Below are 19,013 nucleotides of genomic sequence, written 5' to 3'. Positions count from 1 at the left end.
GTGACGAGCCTCTTGGCCCGTCTGAAAGTGACCCTAGTCACATTACATGGTGAGATGGGTGTGCCGCGCCGTGCGACCGGTCAGTTATGAGGCAAGGAATTGGTCGTGCTCGTCGGCGACGACTGGGGTGTGGAAGCCGTATTTGAGGGGCTGGGCGTGGAGCCGGTCGCATCGGCAGACGGCGAAGGCGAGCTCGTGGGGTTCCCTCCCTGCTGTTGACCTTGCCCGGATCCCTGTTCGTTGCCTTGGTGCTGATTCGTTCCCGAAGGCTGATTCTGGGGGGCACCCGGGGTCGCCTGGTCTTCAGGCTGCTCAGTACGCTGTGCAGGCTTGGAGGGGGTCTCCTCCTCCTGGCTGGGGGTTACCTGGCTGGTCGAAGGGCTGACCACGTTGCGGACCACCTTGTCGGTGCCTTCGCCTTTGGTCAGGGCATTGATGGCCAGGGCGGACAGCAGCACGGCCACCAGAGCGCTGACCACTGAGACGATAATGACGTTGCGGCGGCGCTGATCCAGTTTCTTTTTGCTCGTTGCCGCGATGGGGGCCGCATGGGCCCGAGGACCATTGTTGGACGAAATGGTTCTGCCGGTCTTGGCTGCCGTCTTTTCATCACCGACAGGAGGCATGACCTGGGTGGATCCATCAACCGGCGCCATGACCTGGGTGGACCCGTCGGCAGCACCGCTGGAATCGTCCGAAGCGCCTTTCCCCTGTGCCGGCAAGACCCTGGTCTGCCCATCAGCGGCTGAATCGCTGTCCGTATCCGTCTTGGAATCGTCATCATCCTGGTCGGCACTGCCCACCACGGACTCCTGGAGCTTCTGACCAGAGGCTTCCAAGACATTCTTGTAGATCTGCGAGGCCACAGCAGAAACGATGGAACCGATGGCTACGCCAATGATGGATCCCGCCACGCCGATCTTGGCGGCCAGCCAGAAGGAGGTCATGGCTGCAAGAGCGCCGGCGACGATCTGCGCCCAGGAAATGTCATGAAAGAACTGCTTCACTACGACCCCTTTTAATCCAACGGCTGGTTGCTGCGCTCTTATGGTAGCTGGTCGTCATGGCGATCCTGTGATGGTCAGTCGGTCTGGACCAGCCCTCGGGGATTGTCCCAGTCCCCACGCATGGCGATGGCAGGACCGCGATTGTAGTCGATCATGGACCAGCGCAGACCGCCGTCCGGCAGGTCTCGTGGCATCAATCGCGCCCAGTGGGCATTGCGCATGGTGACCAGACCCAGGTATTCGGGATATTCACTGGCCATGCCCAGCAGAGCCTGGAGGGCCTGGGCTATGAAGGACCCATGGGAGAAGACCATGAGATCCGTATCCGAACCAGCCCGGTGGATCCAACGATTCAGGGTTTCCAAGCCTCGTTTGCCTACCTGGGCCTTGGTCTCGGCACCGTGAAGCAGCTCTCCCCCGGCACCCCGGGACCAGGATTCATAGTCTTCGGGCCAACGTTGACGAACCTCCTCGGCGCTGGCCCCCTCCCACTCGCCAAAGCTGCGCTCGCGCAGCCCGGAATCAAGATGGACCGTCTGGCCCAAGGGATCGGCAAAGGCATGGGCGGTGGCGGCAGCCCGACCCAGGTCAGAGGAGACCACCAGCAGGTGACGGTCTTGAGGAGCGCCATCCACGTACTCAGCCCGGAGCTCCTCGGCAGCCCTCTCCACCTGCCAGCGGCCAACACTGTTGAGGGGGATGTCGATCTGGCCCTGCATCCGGTGCCCTGCATTGTATGAGGTCTGTCCGTGGCGGACCACGGTCATGGAGCGCACATGCCGTCCATCCTCGACGGCGGCAACCGAGTCAGTCATGGCTTTCCTGAGGGTCGGCGAAACGGCTGCGCAGATCATCCCCATTCAGATCGTCCGCCTTGGAGGCCAGCTGGCTATCCGGGTCATCATCGGCGAGGGTAAAGGGGTGCTCCAGCTGCAGGTCCACCTGGGGGCAGTCCTTCCAGAGCCGTTCCAGATCGTAGTAGGCCCGGGCCTGCTTGTGCATGATGTGGATGACGAAGTCACCGTAGTCCAGCAGAACCCACTGGGCCTCCTGGACGCCCTCCCGCGAGCGGGGATCCAGGTTCTTCTGCAGATGGAGCTGCTTCTCCACCTCCTCGGCGATGGCCAGGACCTGACGTTCGTTGCTGCCGGTGGCCACCATGAAGATGTCGGTGATGGCGATGGGCCGGGAGACGTCGAAGGCCACGATGTCCATGGCCTTGACATCGTTGGCAGCCCGAGCGGCCACCAGGACCGCGTCGATGGATTCCTGCAATGCTGGCACTTGTCACGCCTTTCCTTGTTGTGAAGCCGATGCTCCCATGATTACCGCTCCCAGGCGGGTTTCCAGTCCGGAACCTGATGCTGGTCATTGGTGGAGTAGACCATGGCTCCGTCCTCGACCGGATGACGGATGACCGATCCGGCCCCGGTCGTGACCCCGTCGCCCACCTGGACGGGTGCCACGAAGAGGTTTCCTGCGCCCACGTGCACCTCCGACCCGATCTCGGTGCGGTTCTTGTGCACGCCGTCATAGTTGGCCGTGATGGACCCGCCGCCCACGTTGCTGTCGTGGCCTATGTGGGCATCACCCACGTAGGAAAGGTGGGGCACCTTGGTCCCGTGGTCGATGGTGGCCTTCTTCATCTCCACGAAGGCCCCGGCCTTGGTGTCCTCGGCAAGGACGTTGCCGGCCCTCAGATAGGTCCAAGGGCCGATGTTGGCCCGGGCCCCGATCCTGGTCTCCTGCACGCGGGAACGCTCCACCTTGGCCTGCGGCTCGACGATGGCGTCAATCAGTGTGGTATAGGGGCCGATGACCGCGTCCGAGGCAATCTCGGTATGACCCTGCAGGAAGCATCCGGGCAGGATGACGGCATCCTGCTGGATGACCACGTCGTCCTCGATCCAGGTGGTGGACGGGTCCAGGATGGTCACCCCCTGGCGCATGAACTCTTGGCAGACCCGCAGGTTATGGGCCTTGGCCAGATCAGCCAATTGGATCCTGTCGTTGACACCCTCGACCTTGAGCGGATCAGGAGCGGCGAAGGCTCCCACCCGGCCCAAGCGACGGGCTGTCTCCAGGGCATCGGTCAGATAGAACTCCCCCTGGGCGTTGCTGTCGTCCAAGCCACGGACCGCTTGTCGAAGCAGGTCAGCCTCGAAGACGTAAACCGAAGTGTTGACCTCCTTGACGGCCAGCTCAGTGCCGGTGGCATCACGCTGCTCGACGATGCGCAGAACCCGTCCATCCTGGTCACGAATGATGCGGCCGTATCCGGTGGGGTCGTCCAGATTGACCGTCAGCACGGTGGCCCCGTCGCCGGAATTGACATGATAGTCAAGCAGGCTTTGCAGCGTATCCGCGTCCAGCAGGGGCATGTCCGAGGCCACGATCAGCACCTGGCCGTCGTGCTGGAGCTCGCCATCCAGCTGATCCACGGCGCACTGGACCGCACGCCCTGTGCCCGGTCGACTGTCCTGACGCACGATGCGCACCTGGGGATCGTAAGAGCGTGCAGCCTGCGCCACCAGGTCGGCCTGATGATGAACCACCACGGCCGTCAGTTCGGGATTCAGGGCGGTCACCGATGTCATGACCCTTTGCAGGAAGGTCTTGCCGGCCAAGGTGTGCAGAACCTTGGGATGAGCCGAATGCATGCGAGTGCCCTCGCCTGCGGCCAGAATGATGCCAGCGGTCAGCGTCTTCCCGCCGCTCAAAACTCCACCACCCCGCTCTCGGCGATGTCGATCAGATCCTGAATAGAGTCCACCACCTGGTCAGGGCGATAGGGGAAGGTTTCCACCTCGGAACGTGTGGTGATGCCTGTCAGCACCAGGAAGGTGTTCAGACCGGCCTCGACTCCGGCCACCACGTCGGTGTCCATCCGGTCGCCGATCATGGCCGTGGTCTCGGAGTGGCCGCCCACCCTGTTCAGGGCCGTGCGGAACATGATGGGGTTGGGCTTGCCCACGAAGTAGGGCTCCCGATTGGTGGCCTTGGTCACCAGGGCCGCCACCGCGCCGGCTGCCGGCAGGACGCCGTTCTCGCTGGGGCCGGTGGCGTCCGGGTTGGTGCAGATGAAGCGGGCGCCTCCCAGGATCAGGCGGATGGCTGTGGTGATGGACTCAAAGGAGTATGTCCGGGTCTCGCCCAGGATCACATAGTCCGGGTTGATGTCGGAAAGAATGAACCCGGCCTCGTGCAGGGCCGTGGTCAGCCCGGCCTCGCCGATCACATAGGCCGATCCCCGCGGCATGGTCCGGGACACGAAGTCGGCGGTGGCCAGGGCCGAGGTCCAGATCCGATCCTCGGGCACGTCGATGCCCGAACGACCAAGGCGGGCCGAAAGGTCACGAGGGGTATAGATGGGATTGTTGGTCAGCACCAGATATTGGCGGTTGTTGCGCTTGAGGGTGTCGATGAATTCGGCAGCTCCGGGCAGGGCCGTGTTCTCGTGCACCAGCACGCCGTCCATGTCGGTGAGCCAGGTTTCGATCTTCTTGACTGCCAAGACAGTTCCTTTCGGTTGGTCACCGACCCCAAGGAGGCCGTCTCCGACCGGAATCGGCGAGCGTAAGCTCCCCCACCTGGATTCGAACCAAGACTAAGGGTTCCAAAGACCCGTGTGCTGCCTTTACACCATGGGGGAAGGGCGGAACCCTTGAGGCCCCGCCAGGTTTATTATGCCACAGCCGGACGATTACGCCACGCCATGCCGGGCAGGCAGGGCTTTAGGCAAAGAGGAAGCCCTGGCCGTGATGAGCCGGATACGTGTCGAAGAGCCGGGCCACCGAGCCATCCTCAAAGACCGCCTTGATGGCCGAGGCCAGCAGGGGCGCGATGGACAGCACAGTCAATCCATCCCAACGCTTCTCCTGGGGAATGGGGACCGTGTCGGTGACAATGACCTCCTTGGCCTGGCAGGACTTGAGCCGTTCCACGGCAGGCCCGGACATGACGCCATGAGTGGCCACGATGGTGATGGAGTTGGCGCCGGCCTCCTCCAGGACGTTGCAGGCCTCGGTGATGGTGCCGCCCGTGTCGATCAGGTCGTCCACCAGCACACAGTCCAGGCCACGCACGTCGCCCACCACCCGATGGGCCACAGCCTTGTTGGGCTGGGTGATGTCACGGGTCTTGTGGATGAAGGCCAGAGGCACGCCTCCCAGGCGCTGGGCCCACTGCTCGGCCACCCGGATGCGGCCGGCATCCGGCGAGACCACGGCCACCTTGGACAGGTCCATCCGGTCGCGCACATAGTCCACCAACACAGGCATGGCGATCAGATGGTCCACAGGCCCATCGAAGAAGCCCTGGGACTGGGCGGCGTGCAGGTCAACCGACATGATCCGGTCCGCGCCAGCCGTCTTGAGCAGGTCGAACATGAGCCGGCAGGAGATGGGCTCGCGGCCCAGGTGCTTCTTGTCCTGACGGGAGTAGCCCAGGAGCGGGCAGACCGCGGTGATGGATCGCGCCGAGGCCCTCTTGAGGGCGTCGATCATGATCAGCTGTTCCATGATGGACTTGTTGACCGGGTCTGAGTGGGTCTGCAGGACGAAGACATCCGCACCGCGCACCGACTCCGTATAACGCACATACATCTCGCCGTTGGCAAAGTCGTATGCCGTCGTCTCCAGGACGTCGATGCCAAGTTGATCGGCCACGTCCGCCGCGAGTCTGGGATGGGTCCGGCCTGTGACAAGTATGAGATTTTTTCCTGGTCTGCCTTTGAGTATCGCGCTCACCATATCTCCAAACGTTGTTTTCGCTGAAGCGGACAGCCTCCATAATAATGGCGCGCGCTGACACAGCCGGGCTGTCCGTGTTGGCGAGTCCGACAGCATGCGCAGCTCAGGAAGCCGAGCGGTAGAGCCCGTGCTTGTTGATGTACTGCACCACCCCGTCCGGAACCAGGTACCAGACCGGCATGCCCCTGGCCGAACGACGGCGCACATCTGTGGACGAGATGGACAGGGCCGGAATCTCCAAGGTATCCACCCGCTGAGCAGGCACCTGAAGATCGTCCAGGCTGGAGGAATAGCCGGGCCTGGAGACGGCGACGAACTTGGCCAGATCCCACATCCGGTTGGCATCCTTCCAGCGCATGATCTCGGCCACAGCGTCCGCCCCGGTGATGAAGAAGAGGTCGCTGTCGGGACGCATCCGCTTGATGTCGCGCAAGGTGTCCACGGTGTAGGTGATGCCAGGACGCTCAATGTCCACCCGGGAGACGGTGAACTTGGGGTTGGAGGCCGTGGCGATCACGGTCATCAGATAGCGGTCCTCAGCATTGGTCACCGTCTTGTTCAGCTTGAAGGCCGGACGGCCGGTGGGCACAAAGATGACCTCATCCAGGTCGTAGACCCAGGCCACCTCCGAGGCAGCCACCAAGTGGCCGTTGTGAATGGGGTCGAAGGTGCCGCCCATGATCCCCACCCGGGGTCGGCGGTTATGGTGAGAAGGCCTACAGGATCCGTCAATATCTGATGGCTCCTGCCCGGATTCCCCCTCCTTGGACAGTTCAGACATCATCCGGTTCACCCCTGCTCGCCCTCCCGTCTAGCTTCCGAGGCGTTCTCCTCGTTCTCTGACTTGGCCTCCTGGCGCATCTGCTCGGCGCTGGGGTCGACCCGGTCAGGATCGATCCGCTCCATGTCGGCATTCCACTCCTCCTGGACCACCCGGCGGATCTCGGAATAGGTGGGCAGGGGGAAGCCCGGCTGGTAGGCCCGACGAACCTGAGCCACGCATCCGGTGACAGCTACCAATGAATCGGACAGGTCGGCGATGCGCCCCTCCTGCTCCTGTTTGCGGAAGACCGGCACCCGCTCCTCCATGACGGTGATGTTGTGCCTGACCTGATTGAGCTGGTCCTGGTCCAGGTCGTACACATCATCGGCATGCTCGTCAGGCCAGCCAATCAGGACAGCGTCGGCGTACTCAAGGCAGGAGCGCTGGTCTGCATCCGGGATACCATCCTCGATTTGCACCAAAAAGACGTACCGCAACAGGCTCAGCCGTTCGGAAGCCACCCTCAGCCAGATGCGCGGATTGTCGTGCTCGCGCTGGAAGAGCTCTTCGATCTTCTCATTCACGGCCGCACCTGCCCCCTGCCGTAGCCGATCCACTTGGTGGTGGTCAACTCCTGCAGACCCATGGGTCCTCGGGCATGCAGCTTTTGGGTGGAGATGCCCAGCTCGGCGCCCATGCCGAACATGCCGCCATCGGTGAATCTGGTCGAAGCATTGACCATGATCACGGCCGAATCCACCCGACGGGAGAACTCCTCCACAGCCGCATAGTCCCGAGCCAGGATGGCCTCGGTGTGGCCGGTGGAGTGACGGTTGATGTGATCGATGGCCTGATCCATGGAGTCCACCACACGCACCCCCATCTTCAGATCCAGATACTCACGGTCCCAGTCGGCTTCCTCAGCGCGAACCAGCAGATCCTCAGGCAGACCCTGCCCGGCAAGGATGTCCATGGAGACCGTATCCAGGTGCAGCTCAACTTGGGCCTGCGTCAGCGCTTGGGCCACGCGGGGCAGGAATTCAGCGGCCACATCCCTGTGCACGATCAGCTTTTCAGCGGCGTTGCAGACGCCCACCCGCTGGGTCTTGGCGTTGACGATGATGGGGATGGCCTGATCCATATCCACTGAGCGGTCCACGTAAATATGGACATTGCCTGCCCCGGTCTCGATGGTGGGCACAGTGGCCTGCTCGATTACGCTGCGGATCAGCCCTCGGCCACCCCTAGGCACCAACAGATCGATATGACCGCGCGCCTTCATCAGAGCCTGGGCCCCCTCACGACCATATCGGTCAACGGAAGCCACCAGAGCCGGATCCAACCCCTGTTCGCGAAGGACCCCGCCTATCAGCTCAACCAGGGCGCGATTGGTGCGCTGGGCCGCGTGACCTCCCCGCAGGAGGGCCGCATTGCCGGACTTGAGGCAGAGGGCCACCACATCGATGGTGACGTTGGGCCGGGCCTCGTAGATCATGGCCACCACGCCCAGGGGAACCCGCACCTGATTGAGCCGCATGCCGTTGGGCATGTCATGGCCGCGAACCACCTCGCCAAGCGGATCGGTCAGCCCCGCCACCATACGCACGCCACGGGCGGCGTCCGCAATACGAACCTTATCCAAGCGCAGACGGTCAATCAGACCGGCGCTCATTCCTTCTTCGAAAGCCTGAGCGCAGTCCTGCTCATTGACCGCAGCAATCTGCTCAGCCTTATCGATCAGCGCATCGGCCAAGGCCAGCAAGAGGGCATTCCTTGCCTGGCCGGTCATACCTGCCAGACCTGCCTGCGCAGCCGCCGCAGCATCGGCCATGGCGCAGACCCGATCAAACACATCCTGACGATCGGAGTCGTCGTTTTTACTCATGTTCGTCAGATCCTTTCGCCCTCACGGGCCTGCCAGACCCATATTCTGTACCGATTGTAACCCTCAGCGGAGGCAATGACGACAGGAGGAGGGAGGGCATTGCTGCACCTCCCTCCTCCAAGGCCGATCAGTGGGTCTGATCCAGCTCAGGATAGAGCGGGAAAGCATCCACAAGCCGGTCCACCCGGGCCTTGAGGGCATCCAGATCCGCCTGGGGACCCTGGGCCAGCGCAGTGCCGATCACGTCAGCCACCTCCTCGTACTGGGCCGGGCCGAATCCGCGCGTGGCCAGGGCGGAGGTACCTATGCGCAGACCGGAGGCCACAGAGGCAGGACGCGGATCGAAGGGGACCGTATTGCGGTTGACGGTGATGCCGATCCTGGCCAGCAGGTCCTCCCCCTGACGGCCGTCCATCTCGCTGTTGCGCAGATCCACCATGACCAGGTGGACATCAGTCCCTCCAGTGAGCACGGTGATGCCGTTGTCGGCCACGTCCTTGGCCATCAGGCGCTCAGCCAGGATCTTGGCGCCCTCCAGAGTGCGCTCCATCCGCTCCTTGAATTCGGGCGTGCCGGCCAGCTTGAAGGCCACAGCCTTGGCGGCGATCACATGCATGAGCGGGCCGCCCTGGTTGCCGGGGAAGACCGAGGAGTTGAGCTTCTTGGCATACTCCTGACGGGCCAGGATGAACCCGGACCTGGGTCCGCCCAGGGTCTTGTGGGCCGTGGAGGAGACCACATCGGCATAGGGCACCGGGCTGGGGTGCAGACCGGCCGCAACCATGCCGGCGAAGTGGGCCATATCCACCCAGAACTTGGCCCCCACCTCATCGGCGATCTCCTTCATGGCTGCAAAGTCCTCAATGCGCGGATAAGCGCTCCACCCGCCGATGATCAGGGCCGGATGGGTCTCCAGGGCCCGCTGGCGGATGATCTCGGGCTCGATGCGGAAGGTGTCCGGATCGACCCCGTAGGACTCAGCATGGTAAAAGCGTCCGGAGAAGTTGATCTTCATGCCGTGTGTCAGGTGGCCGCCATGGTCCAGGGCCAGGCCCAGCACGGTGTCGCCGGGCTTGATCAGGGCCTGATAGACGGCGGCGTTGGCCTGGGCGCCCGAATGCGGCTGCACGTTGGCATATTCGGCGCCGAACAGGGCCTTGGCGCGGTCCCGGGCCAGGTTCTCGACCTGGTCCACCCACTCGCAACCCCCGTAGTAGCGTCTGCCGGGATAGCCCTCGGCATACTTGTTGGTCAGCACGGATCCCTGGGCCTGCAAGACAGCCTTGGGCACGAAGTTCTCTGAGGCGATCATCTCCAGACCGCCGCGTTGGCGCTCCAACTCCCCGTCCAGCAGTGCTGCGATCTCCGGATCCACCTGCGAGATCGAAGAGTTCAGGACATCGTAGGATTGCTGTACCGGGTTCTCTTCGACCATGGGTCGCTCCTTTGTCTGTAACGTACAGCCTCGGATACAGGGGCTGGTGGGCAACACTGTACGCCATGCCGACCCCTGGCAGGCCCTGGCGTCCACAGACAGTTTCCTCCGCGAGCCGAGCAAGGCCATGGTTCGGACCCCTGCACGGGGTAGAATGCCCTGGTAATGATCAGTTCGGCGACATGGCGGAGGGGCAGGCAACCATGAGCACATACCACAGCACCCGAGGCGGCAAGGAGCAGCTGCAGTCCAAGCAGGCCATCAGACGAGGCCTGGCTCCTGACGGCGGACTCTACGTCAGCGATGGACTGGACGCACTGACCATCGACCCTGCCGACGTTGCCGGCCTGGACTACAAGGGCACGGCCAAACTGGTCCTTTCGAGACTGCTGAGCGATTACTCTTCCGCTCAGCTGGACTCCTGCCTGGACGCAGCCTACGGAGAGCAGTGGTCCGATCCGGCAATCACCCCTCTGGTGGACCTGGGCGGCAACGACTTCGTACTGGAGCTCTTCCGCGGGCCCACCTCGGCCTTCAAGGATGTGGCCCTGCAGCTGCTGCCGAGACTGATGGCCCTGGCCGGGGACGATGGCGAACGAATCATGGTGCTTACGGCCACCTCCGGAGACACGGGCAAGGCGGCGCTGGCCGGTTTCGCAGACGCGCCGGGCACGGGCATCACTGTTTTCTATCCTCAGGGCAAGGTCAGTCAGATCCAACGCCTGCAGATGGTCACCCAGGAGGGCGGCAACCTGCAGGTCTGCGCGGTTCGGGGCAATTTCGACGATGCCCAGTCCGCAGTCAAGTCCATCTTCGCCGACGCTGATCTGGCTCGCGAGCTGGACGAGAAGGCCTCAACCGTTCTCTCGTCGGCCAACTCCATCAATGTGGGCCGCCTGGCCCCGCAGGTCGTCTACTACTTCCTGGCCTACGGGTCCCTTATGGAACGGGGAGTGATCAGACCTGGGGATCCGGTCGAATTCTGCGTGCCCACCGGCAACTTCGGCGATGTGCTGGCCGGATACTACGCCAAGATGATGGGCCTTCCGGTGGCCCGTCTGACCGTGGCCTCGGACCGCAACCGGGTCCTCAACGACTTCCTGACCACAGGCGTCTATGACCGCAACCGCCCCTTCTACACCACCACCTCCCCCAGCATGGACATCCTGATCTCCTCCAACCTGGAACGGATGCTCTACTACATGGCCGACGGCGACACCGAACTGATCGCCTCGCTTATGGCCGATTTGGAGTCCAGGGGACGCTACCAGGTGCCTGAGGCCCTGCTGACCAGAATCCGCGGGCTCTTCTCCTGCGGCTGGGCCGACGAGGACCAGGTGGGATCAGCCATCGGCAACTGCTGGGAGAACCGGGGATACCTGATCGATCCGCACACGGCCTGCGGTTACCAGGTCATGACCGGGCAGACCGACAGGGATCCTGCCGTGCCCCGAGTACTGCTGTCTACAGCCAGTCCTTACAAGTTCCCCCGGGTGGTCTGCCAATCCCTGGGCCTGGAGACCCCGGACAGCGACTTCGACTGCATGGACATCCTGGCCGAGGCCACCAACACCAGGCCCCCCAAGGCTCTGCGCACCCTGGAAAACGCGCCTGTGCGCTTCCAGGACTGCATCGATCCAGGAGACATGTCCGACTACGTCCGCCACGTGGTCATGCAGTCCTGAAGCCTGAGCGAATCGGCTCAGATCTCCTTCCTGGCATAGACCTTGCGAGATATGGCTATCGAAACCATATCAGCCGCCAGAATCACCGCCAGCCCGAGGAGCACCGGCCGCCACAGGTCGGATGTCAAAAAACGCATGATTGAATTCCAGACGGCCCCCCAGTCAAAGGGCAGCCAACTGCCGACAAGGGCCGTTATTGGTACCAAACCAAGAAGCGCCAGAAAAGCTATCACGGCTTTGGCCATTTCCAGCCAATAAAACAGGGGCGCAGCTACTGCAAAGAGCAAAGACTCCGACATGAACAATCCCAGAGCAAACAGGACGGTAGCACGCCAATGGTCCTGACCCTGCAAAAACGAATCAGCAACGCAGAAATAGAATATTGCATAGCCGCAAGACTGAACCAGGACCAGCAGACTGACAGCAGCATAGCGTCCGAATACCTGGTGATCGCGTGTTATGGGCAGCAGACCGTTCAACCGAATCGCCGCATTGCTGAAATCGACAAACAAACCAGATACCAGGCCTACAATCAGTCCGATTCCCATGCCGGCCACTGCTCCCGTCAAGGCAGTCCGTGCATCATCCCCATCATGGCCTGTCAGGGCCATGACCAGGTTCAGCAGGATTCCGATGAGCGGCGCGGACAGGAAAATCAACACACCAACCCAAGTTCTCCCTGCTCCTGAGAAACGTTGCATGTCCAGCCTGATCTGCTCGGCTATCGCCTTCATGACTCCACCTCCTTGTTCTTGTCGGTCGCGGCAGGTGAGCCCGCGGTCAGTCTGATGATGTTGTCGAAGTCGGCCCGCTCCACCAGGTAGCGGTCCTCTGAAGGCTCCATGGCGGTTGGGGAAGCCGATGCCAGAAAATCCTTCAAGCGTTCAGTGGGCACCAGAGCCTCGAAACCTGTGGCGGAGCGCTGCAAGCCCATCAGATGCGGCATTTGCGCTCCAGCCAGATCGTCCGGCCCCCCTCTTACGACCTGGAAAGCCTCCATCAACTCGTCCTTGGGGCCGGTGTAGAAGACAGACCCCCGATTGATATAGGTGACGAAGTCAGCCACCCGTTCGAGATCCGCGGTGATGTGCGTGGAGAAAAGCACCGAGTGACGGCCGTCGCCGATGTAGTCCAGCAGAATATCCATGAGCTCGTCCCTGGCCAGGACATCCAGACCACTGGTGGGCTCATCCAGAATCAAGAGCCTTGCATCGTGGCTGAGGGCGACGGCCAGCATCAGTTTCATCTGCATGCCGCGGGAAAGCTTGCCGATTTTGCGGTTTTCCTGCAGGCCGAACCGACGCAGATAGTCCTGATAGCGATCACTGTCCCAAGAGGGATACATGGGTGCCATCACTGGCTCGACGGCCTTGACCTTCCATGCCTCCGGGAAATAAATGGAATCGAAGACCACGCCCAGGTCTGCTTTGACCTCCTCCTCCCGGCTCAAGGGATCACGGCCCAGAATGCTGATTGCTCCGCTGTCTCGATGGGTCATATTGAGCAAGAGCCGGATCAGAGTGGATTTGCCTGCGCCGTTGGGGCCTATCAATCCCATGATGTAGCCCATGGGCAGGTCCATGGTGACCTGGTGCAGGCGGAAACCCGTGCCGTCGGCCTTGGCGTAGCTTTTCCCCAGGTCACTGACGCGCAGGGCATAGTCGACATCTTCGCCAGAGGTTGTCATCACCGGTGATGCGTACATGCTGCTATTCCTTTCCTTCTTCGGACGCGGGCGCAGAACCCCTGTTGCCAATCAGACCGTCGAGCAGGCCGCGAATCCGATCCGGCTCCATGCCGGCCCGACGAGCCGTATCGACTGCCTCTCCCAGCAGGGACTGCACGCGGTCCTCCAGATGCTGCCTCATGACCTGGTCGCCGCTGTCGGCCACGAAGGTCCCCTTGCCTTGGATGTTCTCCACCAAACCCTCTTGAGCGAGTTCGGTATAGGCGCGGGTCACGGTCAGCACGGACACCCTGAGCTCCTGTGAGAGATGTCGCAGGGAAGGCAGTCCCTCCCCCGCTTTCAGGTCTCCGGTCAGGATGGCCGAACGTATCTGGTCCTCGATCTGCCGATAAATCGGCTGCCCGGACAGGGATGAGATGATCAGCTTCATCCAAGCCCCTTTCATTGATTGTCGGCACGACCCTGGCTGAGCTGTGCCGGTGTTCATATATACACTATAACAGTTTAATCATGGAGACAAACTCCGACCTTGATCTTCCAAGGGGTGGTTCATGGATTGATAGATACGTCTCTGGTGCCGAAATCCCCGGCCGATCACAATTTCAGACAAAATCCATTTGGGCCAGGTCGCCGCCGCATTGTGCATGTCGAGGGCGGATACGGTGTCATCAACGAAAATCCAGCATGTTCGTTGCCGCACGGCCGCCAACAGCCGATTGCCTACCGTCAAAGCGTCAGAATGAAAAGCAACAGAAGGACAGATGTCGAGCATGCAGCAGCACGGCCGCAAAAAGCGACAAAGTCGTCAGCAACAAAGTCGTCGCAACTGGTCAAAGTCGCTGAATCGAGGGACTTCGGCATGGCAAAGTTGAGCCGACAATCAGATCTATCGGGCCTGGAGCCTGCTGGAGGCCAGAAGCTCTTGGGCGTGCTTCAGGGAGGTAGTGGACTCGCTGCCCGCCAGCATCCGGGCGATCTCCCGCTCCCTGTCCTCGCCCTCCACCTGGCGGACCAGGGTCTCTACGGCATCGCCGCCTTCACGCCCCTTGGCCACGACGAACTGCCGATCGGCCCAGGAAGCCACCTGCGGCAGGTGGGTGACCACGATCACCTGGGCGGTGACGGCCAACCGGGCCAGACGACGACCCAGCTCGACGGCAGCCCGACCGCCGACTCCAGCATCCACCTCGTCGAAGATGAAGGTCATCGTCGGGTCGCCAACCTGGGAATCCAGACCATTATGCCCATCTCCAGCGCCGTCAGATCCCGATGAGGTCCGGCCTTCGGCGGCCACCAGCTCCAGGGCCAGCATGAGCCGGCTGAGTTCGCCGCCCGAGGCGCTCTTGCCCATGGGCAGAAGGTCCGAACCCGGATACGGCCTGAAGAGAAAGTCGATCTGATCCAGGCCATGCCCGTCCATGTCCTGGTCCCGGCGTGGCCTGACACGGATCTCCAGCCCGGCACCCGACATGGCCAGGGAGCGCAATTCGCCGTCGACGAGTTCGCTCAGCCTTCGTGCTAGCCTTGCCCCGTGACGCAGACAGATTCCGTGCGGCCTTCAGGGCGCTCCCGCGAAGCTGCTCAACGTGGACCTGAAGCTCCTCCAGCTTCTCAGGTGAGGCATCCATGTCCTCAAGTTCAAACGCAGCCTTCTTGCGCCAGGCCAGAACGTCGTCGATGTCTGGTCCCCAGCGCCGGGTCAGCTCATCCAGATCGTGGATGCGGGCGTTGATCTTGTCCAGATCGCCCTCCTGGCCTTCGTCGTCCAGCTGGCTGCTCAGGGTGAAGACCAGGTCAGACAGGTCGGCATTCAGCGAGCGCAACCGCTGGGCCGACTCCTGAAAGACCCCCTCTACACCGATGCCCTCCAAGGCGGCGATGGCTCGTTCTACCAGGGCCGTGGCTGATGGCGCGTCGGCGTCAGGGTCAATCTGGCCGGAGTCCAGGGCAGACAGTGCAGCCATGACTCCCTGACTGATCTGGGCAGCGTGCTCGATCCGGTCTCTCTGGGCCTTGAGTTCACGATCCTCGCCGGGATGGGGGTCGACACGGTCGATCCGGGCGATGGACTCGCGAAGATAATCAGCCTGGGCCATAGCGCCGGACTGCTGGTTGCGCAGCTCCTCCAGATGGTCCTGGGCCTGTCGGTACTGCCTCCAGGCCTTGGAAAAAGCCTCCAGCTGCAGACCGTCACCGGCATAGGCATCCAAAAACTCGCGCTGCCGGGCCGGACTGGCCATACGCATCTGATCCGCCTGGCCATGGACGGTGACCAGCATGCCAGCCACCTCCTCCAGCAGGCCACGAGGGGCCGTCCTGCCGTTCAGAGCGGCACGGGAACGCCCCTTGACAGGCATGGTTCTCGCCAGGAAGATCTGCCCCTCATCCTCCAAGGGCAGGCCAGCCTCGGTGATGGCAGCGATCACTGGATTCTCAGCTCCCGCTGTTCCGGCATCAAAAATCCCCTGCACCCAGGACTCACGGGCTCCAGGCGACACCAGTTGGGGGCGGGCAGTGGACCCCGAGATCAGCCTGATGGCGTTGAGCAGCATGGACTTGCCAGCCCCGGTCTCCCCGGTGATGGCCGTCATGCCAGCGGCAGGCCGTAGCAGAGCATGATGGATGGGACCCAGGTCTCGTACTTCCAGCTCTTCCAGCATCAGTGCTCCTTGTTCGACTCCTGCGACTCCCCCTGGTCCTGCCCGTCTGCAGCTGCCGAGGGGCGATGCTGCTCCCTCCAGCCGACCACCGGCAGGTCGAACTTGGAAACCAGCCGTCTGGTGAAGGGCACCCCGGACAGCCTGGCAAGCCTCAGGATGTCATGGGACTGCCTCACCACGATGCGGGACCGCTTAGGCACTGGCCGTTGACGGCGCCCGTCATTGCAGATCCAGCCGGCCGACTGGGAATCACCCAGAATGTCCAGGGTGAACTGCGACTTTGGACCGATGATCAGGGATCGGGCGAAGAGGGCATGGGCAGCTATGGGCACCATCTGCAGCGACTGTGCATCCGGCCAGACGATGGGCCCACCCACGGAAAAGGCATAGGCCGTCGAACCGGTCGGGGTGGCTACAATCATGCCGTCGCAGCCGAAGGAGCTCATCTCCACATCGTCCACTCGGACCGATACCTCGATCATCTTGCCCCGATCATATCGTTCCAGGGTCATGTCGTTGAGGGCCCAGTCGCTCAGTGGTCGATCGGCCCCGGGTATCCACAGGTCCACATGGGCCACCATGCGCTCGTCGATGGAGTAGTCATGATCAGCCACCCGGCGAATGGCCTCCCCTATCTGGAAGCTCTCGAACTCCGCCAGGAACCCCACGTGACCCAGATTGACCCCCAGGATGGGCACCTGGGTGCCCTTGACCAGCTCCGCAGCACGCAGAATGGTCCCGTCGCCGCCTAGGACGATGACGATCTCGGTGTCGTCAGCCACCTGCTGGCTGGGGCTGCCGAACTCTGGGGCGGCGATATTGTCGACAACCGAGACGCGGAATCCGTCCCGGCGCAACTGCTCCTCGACCTCGTCCACCAGGTGGCCGCTTGCCCGGACCCGGCTGTGCGTGACCACGACAGCGCTACGAGCACCCATGGGTCCTCCCTTCCGGCATCAATGATCATCCTATCGGGCCCGGCCAACAGCGATGCTCATCACGGCGGGGTCAGGCCAAACGACGACCAGTAGCTGCGGCCATGCCTTGCCCGGTCTCGTAGCGGGGCGATCCCGTCCCGTCCACGGCATCGGCATCCACCACAACACGGGAGACATCCGTCCTGTCGGGCAGCTCGAACATGGTCGCCTCCAGGGTGTGCTCAATGATTCCGCGCAACCCCCGGGCGCCCACCTTGCGCTCCAGGGCGATGGCAGCAACACGGTCCAGGGCGGCATCGGTGAAGACCAGATCGGCCCCGTCATCCAGGAACATGCGCCGGTACTGGTCGACCAGGGCATTGTCCGGTTCGGTCAGCACCCGCCGCAGCTCATCGGCACCCAGCGGCTCCAGGGTGGAGATGACCGGCAGACGACCCACGAACTCAGGAAGCAGGCCAAACTGTTCCAGATCCTCGGCCCTGACCTGGCTCATGACCCGGTCGTCGGGCACTCTGTCATTCCCTTGAATTGCCGAGAATCCGCTCTCCCGCAGACCCAGCCGCCGGCGGACTATCTCCTCAAGACCGACGAAAGCGCCGCCGCAGATGAAGAGGATGTTGGCCGTGTCCATGACGACCGTGCGGACATCGCCGTGCCGCCGCGAACCCTGGACCGGCACACGGGCCTGGGTGCCCTCGATGATCTTGAGCAGGGCCTGCTGAACCCCCTCGCCGGACACATCCCTGGTGATGGAGGTGTTCTCGCCAGACTTTCTGGCGATCTTGTCAATCTCATCGATGTAGATGATGCCGCGCTGGGCTAGATCCATGTTGCCGTCGGCAGCCTGAAGCAGCCCCTGCAGGACGGACTCCACGTCCTCGCCCACATATCCGGCCTCGGTAAGGCTGGTGGCGTCCACAATGACGAAGGGGACATTCATGATGGTGGCCAGAGTTCGGGCCAGGTAGGTCTTGCCCACGCCGGTGGGACCCATGAGCAGGATGTTGGACTTGTCCACCTGGACGCGCGGGGCCGCATCCTTGCCTCCAAACGCAGCGTCGGCAATACGGCCTCGGTCTCCCAGGTCCATATTGACGCGCTTGTAGTGGTTGTAGACAGCCACCGACAGGGTGCGTTTGGCAGCCTCCTGGCCTATGACATACCGGTTCAGATAGGCGAATATCTTTGAGGGCGCAGGCAGAGTCACCCGCTGGTCGGCGGCATCCTTGGCCATGTCCTCCTGGATGATCTGGGCGCATAGGCGTATGCATTCGTCGCAGATAGCGCAGGAAGGCCCTTTGACCAGGCGGCGCACCTGGTGCTCGTCCTTGCCGCAGAACTCGCAGCGATTCAGTCCGTCATTGTAGCTGACCACACGGCCCATGGCTCTCCCTTCCCGGAGAATCCGCAAGGATCGCCGAAATCACATTCTGACCGGCATCGTCCATGATGCCAAAACGTCCGGAGGCCGTGGGTCCCGAGGATCCGCCGCCATCCGGACGATCAATCTTGCGCGCAGTCACTGGAGCTAATTGCGGTGCTCCAGGACTTCGTCCACCATCCCGTAATCCTTGGCCTGCTGGGCGGTCAGAATGGTGTCCACTTCGATGTCCTTGCGGATCTTGTCAACATCCTGGCCGGTGTGCTTGGCCAGGGTCTCCTCCAGCCAGGTGCGCATGCGCAGCATCTCCTTGGCTTGGATCTCGATCTCGGTGGCCTTGCCGAAGTCCTGCTCCATGGCCGGCTGGTGAATCAGCACACGGGCGTTGGGCAGGATCAGCCGCTTGCCCTTGGTTCCGGCCGCCAGAAGAACCGCAGCAGCCGAAGCGGCCTGGCCCAGGCAGACAGTCTGCACATCGGGCTTGATGTACTGCATGGTGTCATAGATGGCGGTCATGGCCGTCATGGATCCCCCCGGCGAGTTGATGTAGATGATCACGTCGCGGTTGGGATCCTGGCTCTCCAGAACCAGCAGCTGGGCCATGATGTCGTCCGAGGAGGTGTCATCCACCTGGACGCCCATGAAGATGATCCTGTCGTCGAAGAGCCTGGTGTAGGGGTCTTGGCGCTTATAGCCGTAGGGGGTGCGCTCCTCGAACTGCGGCAGCACATAGCGGTCGGTGGGCATGGCGCCCAGGCCGCGAGGGCCGGCCAGTCGACGGGCCCGTGCTACGAATTGCGCTTCTTCAGATGCCATGTGGA

Annotated in this window: 17 protein-coding genes, 1 tRNA gene and 1 pseudogene; 1 reads left to right on the top strand and 18 read right to left on the bottom strand. The window is 62.5% G+C overall.

Annotated elements, in window-relative coordinates:
- Positions 1-80 precede the first annotated feature (80 nt).
- From RAM15_RS03275 to glyA, 11 genes are all read right to left on the bottom strand, one after another.
- Positions 81-1,007, bottom strand: a complete 927-nt coding sequence (locus RAM15_RS03275) for a hypothetical protein (protein ID WP_306222056.1) — start codon at positions 1,005-1,007, stop codon at positions 81-83.
- A 74-nt stretch (positions 1,008-1,081) separates the two neighbouring features.
- The gene (locus RAM15_RS03270) at positions 1,082-1,822 is read right to left on the bottom strand and encodes a histidine phosphatase family protein (RefSeq protein ID WP_306222055.1); all 741 of its coding nucleotides are present in this window, start codon (positions 1,820-1,822) and stop codon (positions 1,082-1,084) included.
- Positions 1,815-2,291: a ribosome silencing factor gene (rsfS, locus tag RAM15_RS03265; protein WP_306222054.1), complete on the bottom strand. Its 477-nt coding sequence runs from the start codon at positions 2,289-2,291 to the stop codon at positions 1,815-1,817. The genes RAM15_RS03270 and rsfS overlap by 8 nt, the downstream gene beginning before the upstream one ends.
- 41 nt (positions 2,292-2,332) lie before the next feature.
- Positions 2,333-3,709, bottom strand: coding sequence for a bifunctional UDP-N-acetylglucosamine diphosphorylase/glucosamine-1-phosphate N-acetyltransferase GlmU (gene glmU, locus RAM15_RS03260; RefSeq protein ID WP_261254683.1), 1,377 nt, complete (start codon positions 3,707-3,709; stop codon positions 2,333-2,335).
- A gap of 14 nt (positions 3,710-3,723) precedes the next feature.
- Positions 3,724-4,521, bottom strand: a complete 798-nt coding sequence (locus RAM15_RS03255; protein WP_015021717.1) for an HAD-IIA family hydrolase — start codon at positions 4,519-4,521, stop codon at positions 3,724-3,726.
- A gap of 67 nt (positions 4,522-4,588) precedes the next feature.
- Positions 4,589-4,659 (bottom strand) — tRNA-Gln (locus RAM15_RS03250).
- Positions 4,660-4,741: 82 nt separating this feature from the next.
- Complete coding sequence (locus tag RAM15_RS03245) at positions 4,742-5,758, bottom strand: ribose-phosphate diphosphokinase (RefSeq protein ID WP_306222051.1); 1,017 nt, start codon at positions 5,756-5,758, stop codon at positions 4,742-4,744.
- A 103-nt stretch (positions 5,759-5,861) separates the two neighbouring features.
- On the bottom strand, positions 5,862-6,542 hold the full coding sequence (gene nadD / locus RAM15_RS03240; protein WP_101432243.1) for a nicotinate-nucleotide adenylyltransferase: 681 nt from the start codon (positions 6,540-6,542) through the stop codon (positions 5,862-5,864).
- A gap of 5 nt (positions 6,543-6,547) precedes the next feature.
- Complete coding sequence (locus tag RAM15_RS03235) at positions 6,548-7,105, bottom strand: phosphoribosylglycinamide synthetase (protein ID WP_306222049.1); 558 nt, start codon at positions 7,103-7,105, stop codon at positions 6,548-6,550.
- Positions 7,102-8,406: a glutamate-5-semialdehyde dehydrogenase gene (locus RAM15_RS03230; protein WP_306222048.1), complete on the bottom strand. Its 1,305-nt coding sequence runs from the start codon at positions 8,404-8,406 to the stop codon at positions 7,102-7,104. Before RAM15_RS03230 ends, RAM15_RS03235 begins: the two co-directional genes overlap by 4 nt.
- Positions 8,407-8,533: 127 nt before the next feature.
- On the bottom strand, positions 8,534-9,841 hold the full coding sequence (glyA, locus tag RAM15_RS03225) for a serine hydroxymethyltransferase (protein ID WP_306222047.1): 1,308 nt from the start codon (positions 9,839-9,841) through the stop codon (positions 8,534-8,536).
- A gap of 203 nt (positions 9,842-10,044) precedes the next feature.
- Between glyA and thrC the strand changes: the two genes are divergently transcribed.
- A complete protein-coding gene (gene thrC, locus RAM15_RS03220; RefSeq protein ID WP_306222046.1) occupies positions 10,045-11,526 on the top strand; it encodes a threonine synthase in 1,482 nt (493 codons plus the stop codon).
- Between the two features lie 17 nt (positions 11,527-11,543).
- Here thrC and RAM15_RS03215 read toward each other — a convergent pair whose 3' ends face one another.
- The 7 genes and pseudogenes from RAM15_RS03215 to RAM15_RS03185 form a co-directional block, all read right to left on the bottom strand.
- Positions 11,544-12,260, bottom strand: a complete 717-nt coding sequence (locus RAM15_RS03215) for an ABC-2 transporter permease (protein ID WP_306222045.1) — start codon at positions 12,258-12,260, stop codon at positions 11,544-11,546.
- Positions 12,257-13,213, bottom strand: coding sequence for an ABC transporter ATP-binding protein (locus RAM15_RS03210; RefSeq protein WP_372338676.1), 957 nt, complete (start codon positions 13,211-13,213; stop codon positions 12,257-12,259). Before RAM15_RS03210 ends, RAM15_RS03215 begins: the two co-directional genes overlap by 4 nt.
- Positions 13,214-13,235: 22 nt before the next feature.
- Positions 13,236-13,643, bottom strand: a complete 408-nt coding sequence (locus RAM15_RS03205; RefSeq protein ID WP_024627942.1) for a GntR family transcriptional regulator — start codon at positions 13,641-13,643, stop codon at positions 13,236-13,238.
- Positions 13,644-14,099: 456 nt separating this feature from the next.
- Positions 14,100-15,873, bottom strand: a pseudogene (locus tag RAM15_RS03200) (DNA repair protein RecN).
- Positions 15,873-16,811: an NAD kinase gene (locus tag RAM15_RS03195; RefSeq protein WP_306222040.1), complete on the bottom strand. Its 939-nt coding sequence runs from the start codon at positions 16,809-16,811 to the stop codon at positions 15,873-15,875. Before RAM15_RS03195 ends, RAM15_RS03200 begins: the two are co-directional and overlap by 1 nt.
- Before the next feature lie 70 nt (positions 16,812-16,881).
- On the bottom strand, positions 16,882-18,195 hold the full coding sequence (clpX, locus tag RAM15_RS03190; protein ID WP_306222038.1) for an ATP-dependent Clp protease ATP-binding subunit ClpX: 1,314 nt from the start codon (positions 18,193-18,195) through the stop codon (positions 16,882-16,884).
- Positions 18,196-18,339: 144 nt separating this feature from the next.
- A complete protein-coding gene (locus tag RAM15_RS03185; RefSeq protein ID WP_144086028.1) occupies positions 18,340-19,008 on the bottom strand; it encodes an ATP-dependent Clp protease proteolytic subunit in 669 nt (222 codons plus the stop codon).
- Between the last annotated feature and the right edge of the window lie 5 nt (positions 19,009-19,013).

Source organism: Bifidobacterium asteroides (genome assembly GCF_030758775.1).
GTDB classification, from domain to species: domain Bacteria; phylum Actinomycetota; class Actinomycetes; order Actinomycetales; family Bifidobacteriaceae; genus Bombiscardovia; species Bombiscardovia kimbladii.
Note: the sequence above shows the minus strand (reverse complement) of the source record. Positions and strands in the feature narration are given on the sequence as shown.